Raw genomic sequence first — 22,714 nt, 5'->3', positions numbered from 1 at the left:
ATTAGCTCAGTTGGTAGAGCGATACCTTGCCAAGGTATAGGTCATCAGTTCGAACCTGATATGTCGCTCCAAATTTCAACATGATTTTGTAATGCCAAGGTATAGGTCATCAGTTCGAACCTGATATGTCGCTCCAAATCACTTCTCTAGTTTGAAATGCAACATTATCTCAGTTGCGCTTTTAGAAAATGCGATACCTTTTTTTTTGCCAAGGTATAGGTCATAACAGCGTCATCAGTTCGAACCACTCTTTATTTATAAAGAAACGTCGCTCCAAATCACTTCCCTAGTTTGAAATCCCTAGTTTGAAATGCAACATTATCTCAGTTGCGCTTTTAGAAAATGCGATACCTTTTTGTTTGCCAAGCTAGACGTCATAAAGCGGTCATCAGTTCGAACCACTTTTTATTTATAAAGAAACGTCGCTCCAAATCACTTCCTCTGTTAAAAATCCTTGTAAACATTCCCTAAATTTTATCTAAATTAGCTCAGTTGTGCGTTTAGAAAATGCAATACCTCTTGGTTTGCCAAGCGAGAAGTCATAACAGCGTCATCAGTTCGAACCATTGTTTATGACGGGAAGGTCGTTTATCACTCCTTCATAAAACAACCTTATCGTCTTCACCACTTCACTCGTTATGCATTGACAGTCAATTCATTTTTAACAATACCTGCTTAACTCGGTTCATTTTCAAGCGTTGTTAAGGCAAATTGATTTCTAATCAACCAAACAAGTGATCTAGCACTCACTTCTTTATGGATCTCTAAAGTAATGGTCTACTTGTGAAGTAAAACATGACATTGTTCAAATCATTTACAGTGATTATCTTTGATAATCAACTTAAGATAAATTTCCTAAGATGCTAGGGCGTTAAACGAGGTGAGTGTTATGCGGATCCAACAGCTAAGTGAGCTACTTGATTATGTTGCTAATTGCCATCTCGACATGGAGAAACTGTATAAGCGTTTAGATCGTAATGCGGATTCTACTCGCGTTAAAATGATGCTGACGTATTTCCAGCAACACCAGAGGCACATATACGAGACTTTAGAGCGTTATATTGACGATGCACCCTCAAGAATATTAAATACTTGGTATAAAGACATTACCTTTGAGGACTTTAGTAAACGTTGCATTGAAACATCATTCCCCGCCAATATGGATGAGAGTCAAGTGCTTGAGTTACATCTGGATTTGGAAAATCGCTTAATCGCGTTACTTGAAAAAACAGCTATTAGTAGCCCAACCGATGAAATTAGAAATACATTAATGGACTTAGTGCGAGTGGCACAAACTCAACAAAAACGTTTAGTTCACAGCACAATTCGTATGGATGACATTTAAACGACGCATTGAAACTTTGATATAACTTCCTGAAGTGTTAATTTGCCAGCTATTCCCAGTAGCTGGCTTTTTTTATTAACAAAAAATAACCGCATAACAATGGGAGTTCCCCGGTAACTTCTGGTATATTTAGCATTCTTATAACTCTTTTTAATAGATATAGACCTAAAACATGGCATCTCTGGTTAAAATCCTTGAAAATGAACAAGCTACAGTTATGCTTGGGCAACAAATTGCTCAGTGGATTGTACCTCCTTTAACGATTTATCTCACTGGGGACTTAGGCGCTGGTAAAACGACGTTTAGTCGAGGCATTATCCAAAGTTTGGGTCATCAAGGCGCGGTAAAAAGTCCGACTTATACTCTGGTAGAACCCTATGAATTTAACGATATGGATGTGTTTCATTTTGACCTATATCGATTAGCCGACCCAGAGGAACTTGAATATATGGGTATCCGTGATTATTTTACCGATCGAAGCGTCTGTCTAGTTGAATGGCCTGATAATGGTCATGGATTACTCCCTGGGGCTGACATCCAAGTGCATTTGCGTTATAAAGAATCTCAAAGACAAATTGAATTACAAGCCTTATCCCCAGCAGGACAGGCAATTTTAAATAAAATCAAATAAAATCAAATAATAATGACTTTAAAAAATACGTTTTTTACCATTGTACTTTACATGCTGTTGTTTTTGGTGCCTAACGTGGTTTGGGCGGCCAATCAACTTGATAGCGTGCGTATTTGGGCTGCTCCAGAATCGACGCGAGTGGTGTTTGATTTAACTCAAGCGCCCAAATATGACAGTTTTACCTTAACCGGCCCTCATCGTTTGGTGGTCGATATTCAAGATACTGGCGCTAAAATTAATTTAGATAAAATAGCCAACAACAGTAAAATTATTAAAAAAATCCGTTTTAGTTCTCCGCCTAAAAAAGGCATATTGCGTCTTGTTATGGACTTATCGAAACCGGTAAAATCAAGTTTATTTACTTTGCCGCCAACAGCACCTTACGGAAACCGTCTAGTGGTAGACTTAGAGGACTCCGATGGTGGGTCGTCAGCAGTGCAAACGGTTAGTCGATCTTCTAATCAGTCAGCTCGAGACATTATTGTTGCCATTGATGCTGGTCACGGAGGGGAAGACCCTGGCTCAATTGGGCCTTCTGGTATGCATGAAAAGCGTGTGGTACTTGAAATTGCTAAGCGCCTAGCGCGTAAAGTGGATTCAACGTCAGGTATGCGCGCTGTAATGACACGCAGTGGCGATTATTTTGTTAATTTGAATAAACGCTCTGAAATAGCGCGCAATAATAAAGCGGATTTACTGATATCTATCCACGCCGATGCCTTTACTTCACCACAACCTAACGGTGCTTCCGTTTGGATCTTGTCAATGCGCCGAGCCAATAGTGAAATTGGTCGATGGTTAGAGCAAAAAGAGAAACACTCAGAGTTGTTAGGCGGTGCTGGTGAAATCATTCAAAACACCGATAGTGAACAATATTTAGCCATGACTTTACTTGATATGTCGATGAACAGTTCGATGGCGATAAGTCATTCTATCGCGGGTGATATTCTTAGCGATTTAGGTTCTATTACCCACTTACACAAAAGAAAGCCTGAATCAGCAAGCTTTGCAGTGCTTAAGTCTCCTGATATTCCATCTCTTTTAGTTGAAACCGGCTTTATCTCTAACCCAGGTGAAGAGCGGTTATTGTCTAATGGAAATCATCAACAAAAGCTTGCAAATGCTATTTACAAAGGCGTGTTACGTTATTTTCAGAGTAATCCGCCAGCCGATACTTTATTGGCTAAAACATTAAATATGAAACACAGTGTTAAACGTGGTGAGTCTCTATCCATTATCGCCCAGCGTTACAGTGTGTCGATCAGTAGTCTAAAAAGTGTGAATAATCTTAAATCAGACGTTGTTCGTATTGGACAAACACTTGTGATCCCTAGGACATAATATGGTCATTCAACTGCTACCTCCTCAACTTGCAAACCAAATCGCAGCCGGTGAAGTAGTTGAACGTCCGGCTTCGGTGGTCAAAGAACTGGTTGAAAATAGTCTTGATGCTGGTGCCACTAGAGTTGATATAGATATCGACAAAGGGGGAAGCAAGCTTATTCGTATTCGCGACAACGGTGCGGGCATCCCTAAAGATGAGTTAGCCTTGGCTCTATCGCGTCATGCTACCTCAAAAGTACATACACTAGATGACCTAGAAGCTATTTTAAGCTTTGGTTTTCGTGGTGAAGCTTTGGCCAGCATTAGCTCAGTGTCTCGGTTAACTTTAACCTCAAAAACCGCTCAACAATCTGAAGCTTGGCAGGCCTTTGCTGAAGGCTCGCAAATGGACGTTAAGGTCACGCCTGCCGCACATCCGCAAGGCTCAACGATTGAAGTGGTGGATTTATTTTTTAATACTCCCGCAAGACGTCGTTTTTTAAAAAGCGACAAAACGGAATTTACCCATATTGATGAGTGGTTAAAACGGATTGCGATTGTTCGCAACGATATTCACTTTACCTTGACACATAATGGTAAATTAGTTCGCCAGTATCGACCTGCCAATACCGAGATCCAGACCCAGCAACGATTAGCTCAAATTTGTGGGAAAGCCTTTGCAGAACAGGCGTTGAGCATTGAGTGTGAACATGATGGTTTATTATTAAGTGGTTATTTACAATCACCACATGACAGTGTCATCACAGATACCAGCTTTTTTTATGTCAATGGACGATTAATCAGAGATCGTCTGGTTAATCATGCCGTAAAACAAGCTTTTGCTGAATATGGCATTGAGCATCAGCCGGGATATGTGCTGATGTTATCGCTTGATCCACACCAAGTTGATGTGAATGTACACCCAGCCAAGCACGAAGTGCGTTTTCATCAATCTCGTTATGTACATGACTTTATTCTACAAACGGTACAGTCAGCGTTAGTGCAAATGCCTGTATTGTCTTTGCCTGATGTTGAATTACATCACCATGATAATGTCGCACCGATGCACACAGAGTCAACCTTGTTGCATAATGCCAATATCGTCGACACCACTGAAGACGCCTTTACACTTAATCATGAGCCTGACAAGGCGATTAACAGTGTTAGCCCATTCGGTTCGATGCATGTTCCGGGAAAGAATAATGACTTATCTGGTGGCTATTCAGCTGCAATTAAGCCTAGTTATGATAAAAAGCCCACCATTGCATCTTCCTCAGGGGTCAATAAGACGGCCATTGCCAATTATGGACATTTGCTGCATACCCCGATGAATACCCCAGTATCATATGTTAATGAAGTGACGACTCAAGTTGCAATGCCGCCCATATTAGCGGGTGAGCATTGGGTTATTTGTAAAGATGATAAGCTGTCATTACTGCCAATAAAACAGGTGTTGTTGACAGTGAGAAAGGAAGAGGTTGCAGCCAAGTTTGTTAATGGTTTAGTGTCTCAGCCATTATTAATGCCAGTGTCTATTGCAGCAGATTTGGATTGGACAGAAACATTAGTGATACGTGATCTGTTACTGCGCCAAATGGGTATTGAATTAACAATTCGCTTCCAGCAGTTGATAATTAAAAAAGTGCCCCCATATTTGAGGGAAAGCCAACTTGCTATTGTGATCCCTGAGTTACTACAATGGATACAATTAGAACAACCGAAAGACAGTGCTATTGTGAGTTGGCTTGCACAACAAAGTTTATCGCAATTTGAGCCCGCGCCAGCCTTATGGCAGCGATTTTGTTCACTTGACGAAGAAACTAAACAAATTTGTTATGACCAAGAACACATATTGCCTTGGCACAATTGGATGAAAGATTATTAACGTGAACAGTGTCGATAAGCCAAAAGTGATTTTTTTAATGGGGCCTACCGCCTCAGGCAAAACGGCACTAGCCATTGAAATGGCGACGCAACATAATTGTGAGATTATCTCAGTCGATTCAGCATTGATTTATCGTGACATGGATATAGGGTCTGCTAAACCGAGTTTGCAAGAACTGCAATTAGCGCCGCATAAATTAATTGATATTCTTGATCCAAGCGAAAGTTATTCAGCGGCAGATTTTCGCCGTGATGCTTTATTGGCTATAGAAGACATTGTTAGCCGAGGTAAGACGCCTTTACTCGTGGGTGGTACCATGATGTACTTTAAGGCATTGTTAGAAGGTTTGTCACCTTTACCCGCTGCTGATAACGGCATTAGGCAGCAAATATTAGCTCAAGCTCAAACCCAAGGTTGGGACGCGCTGCATCAAGAGTTGTGTGACATTGATCCCGTCGCGGGAGAAAGAATTCATCCTAACGATCCACAACGATTGTCGCGAGCACTAGAGGTATATCGGATCAGTGGTAAAACAATGACTGAATTGACTCAAACGAAGTCAGCCGCTTTGCCGTATAATGTAGTGCAATTTGCTATTGCACCAACCGACAGAAAAATTTTACATCAATTAATCGCTAAACGCTTTAATATGATGTTAGAACAAGGTTTTATCGAAGAAGTTGCGCGTTTAAAAGCGCGTAACGATTTGCATTTAGAGCTACCGTCTATGCGTTGTGTTGGTTACAGACAGTGCTGGCAGTACCTAGATAATGAATTTGATCATACGACAATGGTCGAAAAAGCTACTGCAGCCACTAGGCAATTGGCCAAACGTCAATTAACATGGTTGAGGAGTTGGCCCGATTTACAGTGGCTTGAAAGTGGTGCAGAAGGAAATTTAGTTACGCTTATGCAACAAAGCAACTAGCTAATTTGGCGTTGCTGTATAATACTAAAACTAAACAATAAAACTTAATTCAACATATTTATAAAATAAAAAAAGGAAATTGAAATGGCTAAGGGGCAATCTTTACAAGACCCATTTTTGAACGCATTGCGTCGAGAGCGTGTACCCGTCTCTATCTATTTAGTGAATGGTATCAAATTACAAGGCCAAGTTGAGTCGTTTGATCAATTTGTTATCTTGTTGAAAAATACGGTAAGCCAAATGGTTTACAAACACGCTATTTCAACAGTCGTACCAGCACGCCCATTTAACGTTTCTGCTCACCAAGGTACTGCCAATGGTGAAGAAAGTGATGTTGAATAATTGAAAAGGAATATAATTTTTGTTTGATCGTTATGAAGCGGGTGAAACAGCTGTATTGGTTCATATAGACTTTTCTGATGAAGAGCGTCGAGAAGATCTTATTGAGTTACAGTTGTTAGTTGAATCTGCTGGTGCTCGCTCTATTGGGGTGATTACTGGCAGCAGACGTTCGCCGGATCGTAAGTTTTTTATTGGTACCGGTAAAGCTGAAGAACTGGCTGCTATGGTCGCTGCTACTGAGGCCAATGTAGTTATTTTTAATCATGCATTGAGCCCTGCTCAAGAACGTAATCTTGAATTGGTATGTCAGTGTCGAGTATTAGACCGAACGACACTTATTCTTGATATTTTTGCTCAACGAGCAAGAACTCATGAAGGTAAGTTGCAAGTGGAGCTAGCGCAATTGCGCCACATGTCGACACGCTTAATTCGAGGTTGGACTCATTTAGAGCGACAAAAAGGTGGTATCGGGATGCGAGGGCCGGGTGAAACTCAGCTTGAAACAGACCGACGTTTATTACGAGGCCGGATCAAGAATATCAATCGTCGCCTTGATAAAGTGGATAAACAACGTGAGCAAAGCCGCCGAGCTCGTAAGCGCAGTGACTTAGCGACCGTTTCTTTAGTGGGCTATACCAACGCGGGTAAATCGACATTATTTAATGCGTTAACGTCATCGGACGTTTATGCTGCCGATCAGTTATTTGCAACATTGGATCCGACGCTACGTAAGTTATCATTACCTGATGGTGCGGTAATTTTAGCGGATACTGTTGGGTTTATTCGTCATTTACCTCATGACCTTGTTGCGGCATTTAAGGCCACATTACAAGAAACTCGACAAGCAGAAATTCTTTTACATGTCGTTGATTGTGCAGATGAAAATATGGCTGAAAATTTTGACCAAGTACAAAATGTATTGGAAGAAATTGATGCAGATGAGATTCCTCAATTAGTAGTATGTAACAAGATTGATTTACTTGAAAATTTCGCGCCCCGTATCGATTACGGTGAAGACGGTAAACCTGAGAGGGTTTGGGTCTCTGCGCAAAAACGCATTGGATTTGATTTGCTGCTTAAAGCTATAACCGAATTAATCGGTCAAGTTATTTGCGAGCTTACATTGAAAATACCTGCATCAGCAGGACATTATCTTGGCCAGTTTTATCGGCTAGATGCAATACAGCAGAAAGAGTATGACGATCTGGGGAACTGTATTTTGTCTGTTCGTTTATCGGAGGCCGATTGGCGCCGATTAGCTAAACAGAGTCAGGGGGAATTAGAGGCATTTATTTTTGAATCTTCAGAAGTAGACACCTCTTGTTAATCTCATTTATTTCATCCAATTATGGAGTGCTAAATGGCTTGGAATGAGCCCGGTAACAAGGGGAACAAAGACCCTTGGGGAAATAAAGGTGGTAACGATAAAGGGCCACCGGATCTTGACGAAGTCTTTCGTAACCTATCAAAACGTTTTGGTGGCAAGGGGGGCAATAGCGCCTCAGGTCTACCATTTAATTCATCTTTATTGATTGTATTTGTCGTTATTGCCTTAATTATTTGGGCATTGTCGGGTTTATACACGGTTAAAGAAGCTGAGCGTGGTGTGTTACTTCGTTTTGGTGATCACATCGGTGAAGTGAGTTCCGGTTTACATTGGAAAGCCACTTTTATTGATGAAGTGATTACCGTCGACGTGGAAACGGTCCGTTCGATTCCAGCATCTGGCAGAATGCTGACATCTGATGAAAACGTCGTGAATGTTGAACTCGTGATTCAATATAGCGTATCAGATGCTTATTCATATTTATTCAGTGCTGTTGATGCCAATTCGAGTTTAAGTGAAGCGACCGATAGTGCGTTGCGTTATGTCATTGGCCATAATCGTATGGATGACATTTTAACCACTGGACGTGATGGTATTCGTCGTGATACTTGGACAGAGTTAGAGCGTATTATTGAGCCGTATAAACTAGGCTTAAAAGTTCGTGACGTTAACTTTTTACCCGCTCGTCCTCCAGAAGAAGTGAAAGATGCATTTGATGATGCTATTTCAGCTCAGGAAGATCAACAACGCTTTATTCGCGAAGCTGAAGCCTATGCGCGTGAAATTGAACCTAAAGCGCGTGGCCAAGTAGAACGAATGACACAGCAAGCTAGTGCTTATAAACAGCGTGAAGTTCTTGAAGCTCAAGGTAAAGTCGCTCGATTTGAGAAGTTATTACCTGAGTATAAAGCTGCGCCTGATGTGACCCGTAATCGTTTATACATTAATGCGATGCAATCCGTGCTGGCTGATACTAATAAAGTACTCATTGACACGAAGAATAGCGGTAATTTAATGTATTTACCTTTGGATAAACTGATGGATTCTTCTAAGAATCCGCGCAATCAAGTACAACCTGAGACGGAGCGTCACATTAATTCGGGATCAGGTGATGGTGTCAATACGCCTATTACGAGCATGTCGTCTGATGGTCGTCTCAGCCGCGAAGATCGTCTTCGCCAAGGGAGGAACTAACAATGGGTAGATTAGCTCTGATCATTCTTGTGGTCATTTTAGGGGTTGGTTTTTCATCTATGATGGTGGTAAACGAAGGCGAACGCGCAATTGTAGCCCGCTTTGGTAAAGTCCTTAAAGATGAAGACGTCACAAAGGTATTTGCTCCAGGCCTTCACTTTAAATTACCCGTAGTGGATAAAGTGCGCTATATGGATGCTCGTATCCAGACATTGGACGGTGCAGCGGATCGTTTTGTTACTTCTGAAAAGAAAGACTTAATGGTCGACTCCTATGTTAAGTGGCGTATTCGTGATTTTAAAACGTATTATCTTTCTACCAATGGTGGTGTTAAAGCCAATGCAGAAAGCTTATTACAAGCCAAAATCAGTAACGATTTGCGCACTGAATTTGGTCGCCGGACGATCAAGGAAATTGTGTCAGGTAAACGCGATGAATTGCAAAACGATGCATTAGAAAATGCTTCTGAAAGTGCTCAGAGTCTTGGCATTGAAGTGGTTGATGTACGTGTTAAGCAAATTAATTTACCTGCTAATGTCAGTATCAGTATTTATCAACGTATGCGCGCCGAACGCCAAGCTGTGGCGAAAGAGCACCGTGCAGAAGGTAAAGAGCAAGCTGAGATTATTCGCGCGACTGTTGATGCGAATGTCACGGTTAAGATTGCTGAAGCTGAGCGTAACGCCTTGACCGTTCGTGGTGAAGGTGATGCATTATCGGCAAAAATCTATGCTGATACTTACGGTAAAGATCCTGAGTTTTATAGCTTTTTACGTAGCTTAGAAGCCTACAAAGAAAGTTTTTCCGGCAAAAATGACATTATGGTGTTAGAACCTGAAGGCGATTTCTTCAAATACATGAAATCATCTAGCGGAAAATAGCGTTGATATTTTTTTAGCCTAAAAAAAAGCTCGGTTTTTACCGAGCTTTTTTATGTCTGTAATTTGAATTTAGTTTTGCAAAAAACTTTGGTAAATGACAATAGTGAAGCTTTGAGACGTTTTTTACTGTCTAATGTCGATAAATTGCTGATTTAACTAAGTGTTAACGCGGTTTTTTTTACTAATTAAGTTGCTGCTAATTGTTGCGGGACGGTTGATTTATATGCGCTTTTGAAAAAAATGTTAATATCCTCAACATAGATGTATGTTTTCACTATGATCTGGTTCTAATTTTTCGCTATAATGAGCACCGCCTCAAACTATGATTTTAGCGTTTTACCTTTTTGGTCGCTAAAGTATTGAAATATAAAAATTCCAACACCCTCTGGGAGATAAGTGGATGAGCAATGCGCCAGTCGATACCGGACGTCGCAGATTCCTGACAGCCGCAACCGCCGTAGTAGGTGGTGCTGGTGCTGTCGCTGTAGCGGTTCCTTTCATCAAGTCATGGAATCCGAGTGCCAAGGCGAAAGCTGCAGGTGCGCCGGTCGAAGTAAATATTAGTAAAGTAGAACCAGGTCAGTTAATTCGTGTCGAATGGCGTGGAAAACCGGTTTGGGTCGTTCGTCGTACAGAAGCTGTGCTAAATAATCTTAAAACATTAGACAGTCAATTACGCGATCCTGCTTCTTTAGAATTACAGCAACCAGAATATGCAACTAACCCTGCTCGTTCTATTAAGCCTGAATTCTTTATTGCAGTCGGTATTTGTACTCACTTAGGTTGTTCGCCAACTTATCTGCCTGATTCATTCGGTGAGCAGGTTGAAGGCGTGACATCTGGTTTCTTCTGTCCTTGTCATGGTTCTAAATTTGACATGGCTGGTCGGGTATTCCAGGGTGTTCCTGCACCATTAAACCTAGTGGTCCCACCGCACAAATATATCGGTGATGCTAACGTTATCATCGGTGTAGACACAGGAGCGGCGTAATGGTTAAGAATTTAATTGATTGGATTGATGCACGCATCCCAATGACGGCAACTTATAACCGTCATGTGGGTCAGTATGCGACACCAAAGAACTTTAACTTTTGGTATTTCTTTGGTTCATTAGCATTATTAGTATTAGTTAACCAGTTACTGACAGGTATTTGGTTAACCATGAATTACGTACCTACAGCAGAAGGTGCGTTTGCTTCTGTTGAATACATAATGCGTGATGTTGATTACGGCTGGTTACTTCGTTATATGCACTCTACCGGTGCATCGGCGTTTTTCTTTGTGATCTATATGCACATGTTCCGTGGGGTAATTTACGGTTCTTATCAAAAACCAAGAGAGCTCTTATGGCTATTTGGTATGTTGATTTTCCTTGTGCTGATGGCTGAAGCATTCATGGGTTACTTACTGCCTTGGGGACAAATGTCTTACTGGGGCGCGCAGGTCATTATCTCTTTGTTTGGTGCCATTCCTATTATTGGTGATGACCTAACATTGTGGATCCGTGGTGACTACGTTATTTCTGGCGCAACATTAAACCGCTTCTTCGCACTGCATGTTATTGCGTTACCACTTGTATTGGTTGTGTTGGTGTTCTTACACCTAATTGCATTACATGAAGTGGGTTCGAATAACCCAGACGGCGTCGAGATTAAAAAGAACAAAGATGAGAACGGATGGCCCATTGATGGTATTCCATTCCACCCTTATTACACTGTAAAAGATATTATGGGTGTAGCTGGTTTCTTGATCGTGTTCTGTTATGTGCTGTTCTTTATGCCTGAAGGCGGTGGTTATTTCCTTGAAAAGCCAAACTTTGAAGCGGCTAATCCAATGAAGACCCCTGATCACATAGCGCCTGTTTGGTACTTCACACCCTTCTATGCCATTTTGCGTGCAATTCCTGATAAGTTAATCGGTGTTGTTGCTATGGGTCTGTCGATTGCTGTGCTGTTTATTCTGCCTTGGCTTGATCGTTGTAAAGTGAAGTCTATCCGCTACCGTAGTTTGGCTCACAAAATCAACATTGCACAATTTACTGTGTCGTTCATCATTCTTGGTTATTTAGGTGTCGTTCCTGCAACGCCTGAGTTAACTATAGCGGCACGTGTATTCACTTTCACTTATTTTGGTTTCTTTGTAGCCTTATGGTTCTACAGTAAAAATGAGAAAACAAAAGAAGTGCCAACGAGGGTGACACACTAATGAAAAAGTTATTAATTGCATTAGTTACATTACTGCCATCTCTCGCAATGGCAGCAAGTGGACATGGTGTTCATTTAGAAAGCGCTAACGTTGATTTACATGATAAAGCGTCATTAGAGCGTGGTGTGGATTTATTCCAACATTACTGCTCTGGATGTCACAGCACGCAATACCAACGCTATGAGCGTGTTGCCACTGACTTAGGTATCTCTAACGATGATATGCGTAATAAGTACATGTTCACCAATGCTAAAATCGGTGATCTAATGGAAAACGCAATTCCTACTGCAGATGCGGCTAAATGGTTTGGTGCTGCGCCTCCAGATTTAACGTTAGTTGCTCGTGTACGTGGAGCTGATTGGGTATATTCTTACCTAAAAGGTTTCTATGCAGATGAGACTCGTCCATTTGGTGCCAACAATACCGTGTTCCCATTAGTGGGTATGCCACATGTTTTACAAGACCTGCAAGGTCTTGCAACTCCTCATTATGAAAAGAAAGTAATTGACGGTGTTGAAACGGTTGAATTAGTAGGTCTAAACCCTGCTACTGGTGGCAAAATGAGTGCAGAAGAATACGACCAAGCGGTGCGTGATATCACCGGTTTCTTAGTCTATTCTGCTGAACCTGTTCAGTTAGAGCGTGAAGCTTTAGGCTGGTGGGTACTTGGATTCCTGTTTATTTTCTTCATCATTGCTTATTTGTTGAAGAAAGAATACTGGAAAGATGTACACTAGCCATCAATAACGGTTAATATACACCATCCGCATATTGTAAACGGGGGGCTTAGCCCCCTCGTTTGTTTTGTTTTTTTTAGTTTCTGGAGGGTATCAATGGCTGTTGCTGCCAACAAGCGCTCTATCATGACACTTTTTTCTGGTGCCGATGATTTATATAGTCACCAAGTACGTATCGTATTGGCTGAAAAAGGGGTTACCGTTGATGTTTTACAGGTAGACCCAAGTGAGATGCCTGAAGATTTACTTGAAGTAAATCCATACAACTCAGTACCGACCTTAGTTGATCGTGAGCTAGTGTTGTACGAATCACGCATTATTATGGAATATTTGGATGAGCGTTTTCCACATCCTCCATTAATGCCTGTATACCCAGTATCTCGCGGCCAAAGCCGTTTAATGATGCACAGAATCGACACTGACTGGTATGCGCTTGTAGAGCGTATCCGTAAAGGTGAAAAAGCTGATGCTGCGCGTAAAGAGTTAACTGAAAGCTTGATTGCTCTAGCGCCAGTATTTGCTGAAATGCCATACTTCATGAGCGAAGAGTTTGGTTTATCTGATTGTTACTTAGGCCCATTATTATGGCGTCTACCAGTATTAGGTATTCACTTAGATCCTCGTACATCGAAAGATATCAGTGCTTATATGACCCGTATTTTTGAACGTGAATCATTTAAGGCATCGTTAACTGAGGCTGAGCGCGAAATGCGCATGGGCATGTAATGAAACCAATAACAGCTAATCGTCCATATTTGTTGCGTGCTTACTATGAGTGGTTGATGGATAACCATTTGACGCCACACGTAGTTGTGGATGCATTTGTTAACGGTACGCAAGTTCCGCAGCAATTTGTCAAAGACGGTCAAATCGTCCTGAATATTGCCACCGGAGCGGTGTCTAATCTTCACATGTCCAATGATGCTGTTGAGTTTCATGCACGTTTTGGTGGTGTACCACAAAATGTCTATTTACCTATGGCATCTATCGTCGCCATTTATGCTCGTGAAAACGGCGCTGGCACGGTGTTTGATATGGAAGATGCGTACATGATCGAAGGTGAAGATGATGATTTATCATCTGTGCCACCATCAATGAAATCTGTTGATGATACTTCGACATTGCCACCATCGCCTAAATCGACGGATCCAGATGATAAAGCTAAGCGTAAAAACCATTTAACTGTGGTGAAGTAACGATTAGTTATCAGCACATAAAACCAGTCGCAAGGCTGGTTTTTTTTAAGCTAAAATTGTTGTGCCACAAAAAATTTATAACGAAGTGGAACCCATAATGTTGTTGATGATTGATAATTATGATTCTTTTACGTTTAACTTAGTACAGTACTTCCAAGCGCTTGGGCAACAGATACTGGTTAAGCGAAATGATGACATCACCATTGAACAAATTGAAGCATTAGCACCGACTCATTTAATCATTTCTCCCGGTCCGTGTACTCCAAATGAAGCGGGTATTTCACTTGCGGCGATTAAACACTTTGCGGGTAAAATTCCCATTCTGGGTGTCTGTTTAGGACATCAAGCTATCGCCCAAGCGTTTGGCGTTGACGTTATACGTGCAAAACGTGTTATGCACGGTAAAACCAGCTTGATTGAACATAATCAACAGGGATTATTTTTTCAGTTAGCACTTCCGCTGCAGGTGACTCGCTATCATTCATTGTTGATTAATCATGTTCCCAATGGCTTTAGGCTGGATGCGTGGTTTGATGACCCAATTTATGGTCGTGAAATTATGGCAATGAGCCATGCTGATTTAGGTATTTACAGTGTTCAGTTTCATCCTGAGTCTATATTGACTCAGCAAGGTCATGAACTATTGGATAACTTTTTACATCTATAAAGTGTTATTCACAGTCTATTTTTAGGTTGATAATCACTTATTCTGTTACAACTTCTGCAACCAATCTGGCTAAAGTCACGCGGCAATTATGCTATAAATAGCGCTTAAAAATAATAAAAGGGATGATCATGACAAGCTTTATGCGAAACATTGCGCTGAGTGCACTTTCTTTGGCCATAATGAGTGGCTGTGCCGCCACCGATATTAACAATACCTCTGCTATCGTAACCCCCAGCGCAAGCGCATTGACCGTACCATTAGCACCGCCTCCAAAAGCCCAGCAGCCGTTGACACTTAATCAAATTATGGCCAATCCAGATTGGATGGGAATCTTTGCTCAAGGAGCTTATTGGAGCGATGACAGTCAATCGGTATATTTCAGTCGCCAAGCACATCAATCTCCGGTCCGTGATTTTTATCAACAAGCTATTGGACAGTCTGAGGCAAACAAACTTGCACTCAATCAGCTACATCTTGCCGATCAACGTAATGGCGTATTCGATCAGGCAAAGACTCAAAAAGCCTATATTTATCAAGGTAACGTATTTGTAAAAGACTTATCAAATGGTGAAATAAAGCAAATTACCCGTCAAAATGATGCCATTAATGGGGTGCGTTTTTTAACGGGTGGCGACCTTGCATTCTGGCAAGGTAATAATATTTTTCGGGTGCACCAGTCTAGCGGGCTAGTGGAACAAATTGCCGCCATCCAAATGGAAAACGAACCTAAAGCGACGCAAGCACCCAGTAGCTTTATCGCTAAGCAACAGCACAGATTAATTAACTATGTTGCCAGGGAACATGATAACAGTGTCACACGTGATGAATACCGTGACTCATTGGCTAAAGCCGATCCTACTTTTTCAGCTAAACCTTGGTATTTAGGTGATGCCGAAGTGGTTTCAGAAATGAGCTTGTCACCTGATGGACGTTACGTGATATTGGCATTGACTGATAAAAATTATGATTGGCGTGCAGAACACGACATTATGCCCAATTATTTGGGCCAAGAGGGTTATGTCGTTCCCGTGCCTTCTCGTGCTCGAGTGGCTGAAGATGTCTTTCCTGGACAACGTTTAGTGCTACTTGATCTTGTTGAACACAATAAAAAAGACATTAGCATCGAAGGTCTAACAGGTTTTGATCAAGACGTACTGGCAAGTGTCAAAACTGAAAATGCTAAGGCCCAAGGCAAAAGCTATAAAAGCGAAAAAGCACCACGTTTAGTCCAGTTAATGCAAGATTGGGAATGGAGTCAGAGTGCAATTCAGTGGCATGAGTCTGACGATAAATTATTAGTGATGCTGGAAGCCGTTGACAACAAAGATCGCTGGATCGCCAGTGTTGATCTTCAAAAAGGCAAGCTGATAACCGAACACCGATTACATGATGATGCTTGGGTAAATTATAATTTTAATCAATTTGGTTGGATAACCGGTACCGATAGCATGTACTACTTATCTGAAGAGTCTGGTTTTTCTCAGCTATATATCAAAACAGCCTCTAATGAAGTAACAGCCTTAACTAATGGCCAATTTGTGGTTGATAATGTGACTTTATCACCCGATGCAAAACATCTTTATTATCGTGCCAATAAAGACCACCCAGGCAGCTATAATGTTTACCGTGTAGAGATTGCCAGCGGCAAAACAGAACAACTGACTCAGTGGTTAGGCACATTGGATTACAGCTTAAGCCCTGATGGGCAATCACTGTTATTAACGGCTTCTTCTGCTGTGCACCCTGATGAGCTATACATTCAATCTATTGGTGGCGAAATTAGCCAATTAACCCATTATACCAGCACAGCGTTTACACAATATCCTTGGCAAGCACCGCAAATAGTCACAGTACCTTCAAGCCATGGCGCGGGGCAAATTTACGCTCGGGTTTATTTGCCACAAGATTATGATCCTCAGCAAGCTGATAAATATCCAGCCGTGGTGTTTAACCATGGAGCCGGTTATTTACAAAATGCCCATTATGGTTTTTCAGGCTACTTCCGTGAATTTATGTTCAATAACTTACTTACCCAACAAGGCTATGTGGTGATGGACATGGATTATCGCGGTTCAAAAGGTTATGGACGTGACTGGCGTACGTCAATTTATCGTAATATGGGTCATCCTGAAGTTGAAGATTTGATAGACGGTGTGGCTTGGCTGGCGAAAAATGCTAACGTTGATAGCAAACGTGTTGGTACTTATGGTGGTTCATACGGTGGATTTCTCACCTTTATGGCGCTGTTTAATGAACCTGAGTTATTCCAAGCAGGGGCCGCATTACGCCCTGTAACAGACTGGGCCCATTATAATGCGCCATACACGTCAAATATTTTAAATACGCCTGACGTTGATCCTATCGCCTATGAGCGTAGCTCACCGATAGAATATGCTCAAGGTTTACAGAAACCATTACTGATCATGAGTGGTGTAGTAGATGACAACGTATTTTTTCAAGATAGTGTGCGCATGGTTCAACGTCTGATTGAATTAGAAAAACCGATGTTTGAAATGGCAATCTATCCGGTTGAGCCGCATGGATTTAAGCAAGCTTCAAGTTGGTTAGACCAGTATCGTCGTATTTATAAATTGTTTGATCAAGAACTTAACTAATTGGCTCTGGATTCAAAAAAACAAATAAATATCGATTATGGCTTCCTTTGAGAAGCCATAATTTTTATGATTAAGCGATAAAAACAGTAAAAGGCAATGTAAGTGGCAATATCAATAGCAGGTGGAGTTCGGCCCGGAAAAGTCATCGAGATTGAGCGCCGGCTCTATAAACAACTTATTGTGGGTAAGCACAAAGCCAATGCTATGCCTGATGAGTTGAGCGTTGAGTTAGAACAGAGTGCCAATAAGCTTGATATTGAGCGTCAAGCATTAAAAGTGCGCCTCGAAAAACAAGCTAAAGAAAAAAATGTATTTCTTGAGGTGTCTGCACAGTTAACCCATACGGTTAATCATGCGATAGAGCATCAATTAGCGCATCCACAAATGGTATTAGAGGCATCGGGAATTAGCGAAAGCCAAATTTTACTGCTCGATTTATTATTACATTCAGACCTTAACATTAATCGACTTCGACCCATTATTGAAAGTATTAGCTGGTTATCTCGTGATTTAATCAATTTAATTAACAGTCCGGCATCAGGTCACCGACGGCCCAAACATACCGATGTGCAAGTGACTGACATTAAGCTGGTGCTTAACTATATCGGGATTGAGAATTTACGCTTACTGATCCCTTATTTTTGCTTACGTCATTGGTTACCTTCAGGTAATGCTAACTTATTGTGGATAACCAGAAAGCTAAGGCGATATAGCATGGTAAGTGCCATTGCGGCGCAAACGTTAGCTGAGTTACATAATGAAGCGCCGAGTTTGGCCTATAGCTGTGCCTTAATGTATCAATTTTCTACCTCCATCATACTCAGCCAAAGTGGGCATATGTTTGATAACACTTGGGGGACATGGCTCAGAGAGGCCAGTCACAGTGGCGAAAAACAAGTTTACGATGCCATTATGGCAACTGATTTTCCTGCGCAAGCGGTGTTAGATCAAGTGATACAACATAGCCATCGTTTAAATTGGCAATTGCTGACATTACTTAAATTTGAAGACTCTCCGATAACCTTAGTATTAAAAGAGTTAGATCACGATTACCATTTCACCGAGTTGTCAGCTGATGCCGCGATAGTGGCTAAGGCCAGTTGTTATGCCAAAGTGCTTTTGTTAGAAGAGCAACAACAAATCGATCCACAAGAAAAGCGAATTATGTTTGATTATTATCAATTTTCAGATCAAGAATTAATTCGGCTTAAAGGGCAAAATTTTCGTAAGCTTGATTTACTTTAAACCGACTATCTCTGTCAGAGTTGGAAATGTTAAATCTGTGTAATTATTCACTTTTGATGAATAGCCACACAAAATCGAGTCAAATAAGTTTTTTTATGACTAGTTATGCTCCATACCCCTGAATAAGCGCATTGTTTAGGCATGTTTTTTAAATCTTTATGCACAATGCCAAGCAAGCCTGCACAAGTTAATTGTACTGAACTGGTATTTTGATCACATTTTCGCTAATAATGTCGCATAAATAATACAAACTTCCGCTAATGAACTAACAGAATATAAAGCAAACAGCGGAAACAGCGGCTTTGAAGCCGTTTACAACCTGAAGGATAAAATGCAATGAGTGTAGAAATGAATCTAACCCGTGCCCAATTTGATGAAGTTATGGTGCCTAATTATGCGCCTGCCGCGGTTATTCCTGTACGCGGTAAAGGTAGCCGAGTGTGGGATCAAGAAGGCAAAGAATTCATCGATTTCGCTGGTGGTATTGCAGTAAATTGTTTAGGTCATTGTCACCCTGCTTTAGTGTCTGCATTAAAAGAGCAGAGCGAAAAGTTATGGCATTTATCAAACGTAATGACTAACGAGCCAGCGCTTGAATTAGCCACAAAGTTAGTTAATGCCACTTTTGCTGAGCGGGTATATTTTGCTAACTCAGGTGCTGAAGCGAATGAAGCCGCCTTAAAATTGGCTCGTCGTTATGCACTAGACAACCATAGTGCTGATAAAGATCAAATCATCGCATTTGATAAAGCGTTCCATGGCCGTACATTCTTTACGGTAACCGTAGGCGGACAAGCTGCTTATTCTGACGGTTTTGGCCCTAAGCCACAAAGTATTACTCACGTGCCTTTTAATGATATCGCTGCACTTGAAGCGGTTATTTCTGATAAGACTTGTGCCATCATGCTTGAACCTCTTCAAGGTGAAGGCGGGATTATCGACGGTGAGCCTGAGTTCTTAAAAGCGGTACGTCGTTTAGCCGATAAGCACGACGCATTAGTGATTTTTGATGAAGTACAAACGGGCGTAGGCCGAACCGGTGAGCTATTTGCTTACATGGGTACTGATATCGTGCCTGATATTTTAACCAGTGCCAAAGCGCTGGGCGGTGGCTTCCCTATCGCCGCAATGCTAACAACAGCAAAAATTGCCGCTCACTTAAAAATCGGTACTCATGGTTCTACTTATGGCGGCAACCCACTGGCTTGTGCTGTAGGAAATGCGGTAATGAATGTGGTTAATACCAAAGAAGTACTGGACGGAGTTAAACATCGCGAACAGCTATTTCGTGATGGTTTAGCGGCAATTAATGCCAAATACAACGTATTTAGTGAAGTGCGTGGTAAAGGCTTGTTAATTGGTGCGGTATTAAATCAGCAATATGAAGGTCGTAGTCGCGAGTTTTTGTTAGCCTCAGTTGCTGAAGGCTTAATGAGTTTGATGGCCGGTGCAAACGTTGTGCGTTTTGCTCCTTCATTAGTGATCCCAGAAGCTGATATCGCAGAAGGCTTATTGCGTTTTGAACGCGCTGTAGCAAAAGTGGTTGCAGGTTAATTAGCAAAAAGTGCACCCCCAGCGTGCACTTTTTTGTTTGGGTACGCTGACAACGTAAATATGCGCCGAAATGTATTTCAGCGCTGTTTGCTTGTGGCGCAATGAGGAGATTAAGATGTTAATCATACGTCCTATCCGTGCAAGTGATTACGATGCACTCTACAGTATCGCAGTCGAGTCAGGCCACGGTTTTACATCTTTACCAGTTAACGAAGAGTTACTGCGTTCAAAGATTGCTAGGGCAGAGGCATCTTTTATCAAGCATGTTGATAAACCTTTTGACGAAGGTTATTTGATGGTGCTTGAAGACATGAAAACCAATGAAGTTGTTGGTACCTGTGGTATTGAAGCGGCTGTCGGCATGGAAGATGCTTTTTATCATTACCGTTTAGGTACTGAGGTATACCACTCTCAACAAATATCGGTCCGTAATGAAGTTGAAACCCTGACATTATGCCATGACTACACGGGCGCCGCGGAACTGTGTACCTTGTTTTTAAAAGACGGTTATCGTAAAGGTAACAATGGTCGAATGTTGTCGCGATCACGTTTTTTATTATTAGCCCAACATCAGCATCGCTTTGGTGAAACTGTGATAGCTGAAATGCGCGGTGTTAGTGATGACCATGGCGACTCACCTTTTTACGAATGGCTACAGCATCATTTTTTAGGCATCGACTTTATTGAAGCCGATTATTTATCTGGCTTAGGCAAAAAAGCGTTTATGGCCGAAATGATGCCGCGAAACCCTGTTTACGTGTGTATGTTGCCTAAAAAAGCCCAAAAAGTGATCGGTGAAGTCCATAAAAATACTAAGCCAGCACTGCGTTTACTGCAAGCTGAAGGATTTAGGTTCCGCAATTACGTCGATATTTTTGATGGCGGCCCAACGGTTGAATGTTCAATTAGTGATATTCGCTCAGTAAAGAAAAGTCGCTTACTCACGGTTAACATCGGCAAAATGTTACATGCCGATCACCATTTTATTATATCCAACACTTCACTCGCTGATTATCGTGCATCAGCGATAAAATTATTGGTCTCTGATGAACACGACAATGTACTGCTTAGTCCTGAAATCGCCGCCGGTCTTATGGTTAGCGAAGGCGAGCAAATTCGTGTTTTAGCAATGTAGGAGCAAGAAATGACACAATATATTAAAGGTCAGTGGTTAGCTGGCGAAGGTCATGATATTAACTCAAAAAACCCTGCCAACGGTGACGTCATTTGGCAAGGTAACACTGCGACTGCCACACAAGTGAATGCAGCTGTCGATGCCGCTCGCGCGGCGCAGTTTGATTGGTTTATGTTGGGCTATGAAACCCGCTTGACCATTGTAGAAGCGTACCGCGCAGAACTAGAAGCTAATAAAGCCGAAATCGCTGAAACCATAGCCCAAGAAACGGGTAAGCCACAGTGGGAAACCGCAACTGAAGTGGGTGCCATGATTGGTAAAATTGCCTTGTCAGCGAAAGCTCACGACAAACGTACCGGTACTGAAACCAATGATTTACCTGCAGGACGCGCCGTATTACGCCACAAGCCTCATGGTGTTGTGGCCGTATTTGGTCCGTATAACTTCCCCGGGCATTTGCCAAATGGTCACATAGTGCCAGCATTATTGGCGGGTAACACAGTGGTATTTAAGCCGTCTGAATTGACGCCTAAAGTGGCTGAGTTAATGCTGAAATGTTGGGATAAAGCCGGTTTGCCACAAGGTGTGATTAACCTAGTGCAAGGTGAAGTTGAAACCGGTAAAGCGTTAGCGTCGCATCCACAAATTGACGGATTATTCTTTACCGGCAGTTCTCGTACTGGGCATATTTTACATGAACAATATGCTGGCCTCCCAGGTAAAATCTTAGCCTTGGAGATGGGCGGTAATAATCCGCTTATCGTTAAAGGCGTAACGGATACCAAAGCTGCAGTTCATGACATCATTCAGTCTGCTTATATTTCGTCTGGCCAGCGTTGTACTTGTGCCCGTCGTTTATACGTTGAAGAAGGCGCGCAAGGCGATGCGTTAATCGCAGCGCTAGTCAAAGCGGTTAAGCAAATTAAAGTCGGTCCTTGGAACGCACAACCACAGCCGTTTATGGGGGCGATGATTTCTGAAACCGCAGCGCTTGGCATGGTTGGTGCACAAGCTACCTTGCAGTCACTAGGTGGCGTTTCATTAGTTGAGTTAGTGCAAGTTGAAGCCGGAACCGGTTTAGTCACTCCAGGTTTAATTGATGTGACTCAGATTGCTGAATTACCTGATGAAGAATATTTTGGTCCATTATTGCAACTCGTTCGTTATCGCGATTTTGACCAAGCGATTCATTTAGCCAATGCGACTCGCTATGGTTTATCTGCAGGTCTATTAGCGGATAGCCGTGAAGATTATGATTACTTTTTAGCGCGCATTCGTGCAGGTATTGTTAATTGGAATAAGCAGATCACTGGCGCATCAGGTGCAGCACCGTTTGGTGGTGTTGGCGCATCGGGTAACCATCGTGCAAGTGCATTTTATGCTGCTGATTACTGTGCTTACCCAGTCGCTTCAATGGAAGCTGACGCGGTGAGCTTACCTGCAACTTTAAGCCCTGGTTTATCAATTTAACTGATAAATTCATCGCATGATCAGTGCTGGCGAT

At 41.9% G+C, this 22,714-nt stretch carries 20 protein-coding genes; all 20 read left to right on the top strand.

Going from position 1 to position 22,714, the window contains the following annotated elements:
* Nucleotides 1–889 precede the first annotated feature (889 nt).
* The 20 genes from AAEZ00_RS08745 (at nucleotide 890) to astD (ending at nucleotide 22,680) form a co-directional block, all read left to right on the top strand.
* On the top strand, nucleotides 890–1,345 hold the full coding sequence (locus AAEZ00_RS08745; protein ID WP_101034153.1) for a hypothetical protein: 456 nt from the start codon (nucleotides 890–892) through the stop codon (nucleotides 1,343–1,345).
* Between the two features lie 172 nt (nucleotides 1,346–1,517).
* A complete protein-coding gene (tsaE, locus tag AAEZ00_RS08740; RefSeq protein ID WP_101034155.1) occupies nucleotides 1,518–1,976 on the top strand; it encodes a tRNA (adenosine(37)-N6)-threonylcarbamoyltransferase complex ATPase subunit type 1 TsaE in 459 nt (152 codons plus the stop codon).
* Nucleotides 1,977–1,988: 12 nt separating this feature from the next.
* Nucleotides 1,989–3,317 carry an N-acetylmuramoyl-L-alanine amidase gene (locus AAEZ00_RS08735; RefSeq protein WP_351076269.1) on the top strand — a complete coding sequence of 443 codons (1,329 nt, stop codon included), beginning with the start codon at nucleotides 1,989–1,991 and terminating at the stop codon, nucleotides 3,315–3,317.
* Between the two features lies 1 nt (nucleotide 3,318).
* A complete protein-coding gene (gene mutL, locus AAEZ00_RS08730) occupies nucleotides 3,319–5,184 on the top strand; it encodes a DNA mismatch repair endonuclease MutL (protein ID WP_351076272.1) in 1,866 nt (621 codons plus the stop codon).
* Between the two features lies 1 nt (nucleotide 5,185).
* The gene (gene miaA / locus AAEZ00_RS08725) at nucleotides 5,186–6,112 is read left to right on the top strand and encodes a tRNA (adenosine(37)-N6)-dimethylallyltransferase MiaA (RefSeq protein WP_351076275.1); all 927 of its coding nucleotides are present in this window, start codon (nucleotides 5,186–5,188) and stop codon (nucleotides 6,110–6,112) included.
* Nucleotides 6,113–6,196: 84 nt separating this feature from the next.
* The gene (hfq, locus tag AAEZ00_RS08720; protein WP_101034159.1) at nucleotides 6,197–6,454 is read left to right on the top strand and encodes an RNA chaperone Hfq; all 258 of its coding nucleotides are present in this window, start codon (nucleotides 6,197–6,199) and stop codon (nucleotides 6,452–6,454) included.
* Nucleotides 6,455–6,473: 19 nt separating this feature from the next.
* Nucleotides 6,474–7,781 (top strand): ribosome rescue GTPase HflX, encoded by a 1,308-nt coding sequence (gene hflX / locus AAEZ00_RS08715; protein ID WP_124012450.1) that lies wholly within the window; start codon nucleotides 6,474–6,476, stop codon nucleotides 7,779–7,781.
* Between the two features lie 33 nt (nucleotides 7,782–7,814).
* On the top strand, nucleotides 7,815–8,975 hold the full coding sequence (gene hflK / locus AAEZ00_RS08710) for an FtsH protease activity modulator HflK (RefSeq protein WP_101034161.1): 1,161 nt from the start codon (nucleotides 7,815–7,817) through the stop codon (nucleotides 8,973–8,975).
* Nucleotides 8,976–8,977: 2 nt separating this feature from the next.
* Entirely contained in the window at nucleotides 8,978–9,856 is an 879-nt protein-coding gene (hflC, locus tag AAEZ00_RS08705) for a protease modulator HflC (RefSeq protein WP_101034162.1), read from the top strand.
* 400 nt (nucleotides 9,857–10,256) lie between these two features.
* A complete protein-coding gene (gene petA / locus AAEZ00_RS08700) occupies nucleotides 10,257–10,847 on the top strand; it encodes a ubiquinol-cytochrome c reductase iron-sulfur subunit (protein WP_101034163.1) in 591 nt (196 codons plus the stop codon).
* The gene (locus AAEZ00_RS08695) at nucleotides 10,847–12,061 is read left to right on the top strand and encodes a cytochrome b (protein WP_351076282.1); all 1,215 of its coding nucleotides are present in this window, start codon (nucleotides 10,847–10,849) and stop codon (nucleotides 12,059–12,061) included. Before petA ends, AAEZ00_RS08695 begins: the two co-directional genes overlap by 1 nt.
* Nucleotides 12,061–12,798, top strand: coding sequence for a cytochrome c1 (locus AAEZ00_RS08690; RefSeq protein WP_351076285.1), 738 nt, complete (start codon nucleotides 12,061–12,063; stop codon nucleotides 12,796–12,798). Before AAEZ00_RS08695 ends, AAEZ00_RS08690 begins: the two co-directional genes overlap by 1 nt.
* A gap of 96 nt (nucleotides 12,799–12,894) precedes the next feature.
* Entirely contained in the window at nucleotides 12,895–13,524 is a 630-nt protein-coding gene (gene sspA, locus AAEZ00_RS08685) for a stringent starvation protein SspA (protein WP_101034166.1), read from the top strand.
* Entirely contained in the window at nucleotides 13,524–13,994 is a 471-nt protein-coding gene (locus tag AAEZ00_RS08680; RefSeq protein WP_351076288.1) for a ClpXP protease specificity-enhancing factor, read from the top strand. The genes sspA and AAEZ00_RS08680 overlap by 1 nt, the downstream gene beginning before the upstream one ends.
* 97 nt (nucleotides 13,995–14,091) lie before the next feature.
* Nucleotides 14,092–14,661, top strand: a complete 570-nt coding sequence (locus AAEZ00_RS08675) for an aminodeoxychorismate/anthranilate synthase component II (RefSeq protein ID WP_351076291.1) — start codon at nucleotides 14,092–14,094, stop codon at nucleotides 14,659–14,661.
* A 128-nt stretch (nucleotides 14,662–14,789) separates the two neighbouring features.
* Nucleotides 14,790–17,276, top strand: coding sequence for a S9 family peptidase (locus AAEZ00_RS08670; protein ID WP_351088560.1), 2,487 nt, complete (start codon nucleotides 14,790–14,792; stop codon nucleotides 17,274–17,276).
* Nucleotides 17,277–17,378: 102 nt separating this feature from the next.
* A complete protein-coding gene (locus AAEZ00_RS08665) occupies nucleotides 17,379–18,521 on the top strand; it encodes an HDOD domain-containing protein (protein WP_124012448.1) in 1,143 nt (380 codons plus the stop codon).
* 336 nt (nucleotides 18,522–18,857) lie between these two features.
* Nucleotides 18,858–20,075: an aspartate aminotransferase family protein gene (locus tag AAEZ00_RS08660; RefSeq protein ID WP_351076297.1), complete on the top strand. Its 1,218-nt coding sequence runs from the start codon at nucleotides 18,858–18,860 to the stop codon at nucleotides 20,073–20,075.
* A 115-nt stretch (nucleotides 20,076–20,190) separates the two neighbouring features.
* Complete coding sequence (gene astA, locus AAEZ00_RS08655) at nucleotides 20,191–21,210, top strand: arginine N-succinyltransferase (protein WP_101034172.1); 1,020 nt, start codon at nucleotides 20,191–20,193, stop codon at nucleotides 21,208–21,210.
* 9 nt (nucleotides 21,211–21,219) lie between these two features.
* Nucleotides 21,220–22,680 carry a succinylglutamate-semialdehyde dehydrogenase gene (gene astD / locus AAEZ00_RS08650; protein WP_101034173.1) on the top strand — a complete coding sequence of 487 codons (1,461 nt, stop codon included), beginning with the start codon at nucleotides 21,220–21,222 and terminating at the stop codon, nucleotides 22,678–22,680.
* Nucleotides 22,681–22,714 lie beyond the last annotated feature (34 nt).

This window comes from Shewanella sp. S1-49-MNA-CIBAN-0167 (assembly GCF_040310145.1).
Classification (GTDB): Bacteria; Pseudomonadota; Gammaproteobacteria; order Enterobacterales; family Shewanellaceae; genus Shewanella; species Shewanella psychromarinicola.
The sequence above is the reverse complement of the archived record's forward strand: the minus strand, read 5'-3'. Positions and strand labels throughout refer to the sequence as shown.

Bases quoted from the DNA above. Each gene is read 5' to 3' on its own strand.
- AAEZ00_RS08745 (WP_101034153.1), top strand. From the start codon at position 890: ATGCGGATCCAACAGCTAAGTGAGCTACTTGATTATGTTGCTAATTGC.
- tsaE (WP_101034155.1), top strand. From the start codon at position 1,518: ATGGCATCTCTGGTTAAAATCCTTGAAAATGAACAAGCTACAGTTATG.
- AAEZ00_RS08735 (WP_351076269.1), top strand. From the start codon at position 1,989: ATGACTTTAAAAAATACGTTTTTTACCATTGTACTTTACATGCTGTTG.
- mutL (WP_351076272.1), top strand. From the start codon at position 3,319: ATGGTCATTCAACTGCTACCTCCTCAACTTGCAAACCAAATCGCAGCC.
- hfq (WP_101034159.1), top strand. From the start codon at position 6,197: ATGGCTAAGGGGCAATCTTTACAAGACCCATTTTTGAACGCATTGCGT.
- hflK (WP_101034161.1), top strand. From the start codon at position 7,815: ATGGCTTGGAATGAGCCCGGTAACAAGGGGAACAAAGACCCTTGGGGA.
- hflC (WP_101034162.1), top strand. From the start codon at position 8,978: ATGGGTAGATTAGCTCTGATCATTCTTGTGGTCATTTTAGGGGTTGGT.
- petA (WP_101034163.1), top strand. From the start codon at position 10,257: ATGAGCAATGCGCCAGTCGATACCGGACGTCGCAGATTCCTGACAGCC.
- AAEZ00_RS08695 (WP_351076282.1), top strand. From the start codon at position 10,847: ATGGTTAAGAATTTAATTGATTGGATTGATGCACGCATCCCAATGACG.
- AAEZ00_RS08690 (WP_351076285.1), top strand. From the start codon at position 12,061: ATGAAAAAGTTATTAATTGCATTAGTTACATTACTGCCATCTCTCGCA.
- sspA (WP_101034166.1), top strand. From the start codon at position 12,895: ATGGCTGTTGCTGCCAACAAGCGCTCTATCATGACACTTTTTTCTGGT.
- AAEZ00_RS08680 (WP_351076288.1), top strand. From the start codon at position 13,524: ATGAAACCAATAACAGCTAATCGTCCATATTTGTTGCGTGCTTACTAT.
- AAEZ00_RS08675 (WP_351076291.1), top strand. From the start codon at position 14,092: ATGTTGTTGATGATTGATAATTATGATTCTTTTACGTTTAACTTAGTA.
- AAEZ00_RS08670 (WP_351088560.1), top strand. From the start codon at position 14,790: ATGACAAGCTTTATGCGAAACATTGCGCTGAGTGCACTTTCTTTGGCC.
- AAEZ00_RS08660 (WP_351076297.1), top strand. From the start codon at position 18,858: ATGAGTGTAGAAATGAATCTAACCCGTGCCCAATTTGATGAAGTTATG.
- astA (WP_101034172.1), top strand. From the start codon at position 20,191: ATGTTAATCATACGTCCTATCCGTGCAAGTGATTACGATGCACTCTAC.
- astD (WP_101034173.1), top strand. From the start codon at position 21,220: ATGACACAATATATTAAAGGTCAGTGGTTAGCTGGCGAAGGTCATGAT.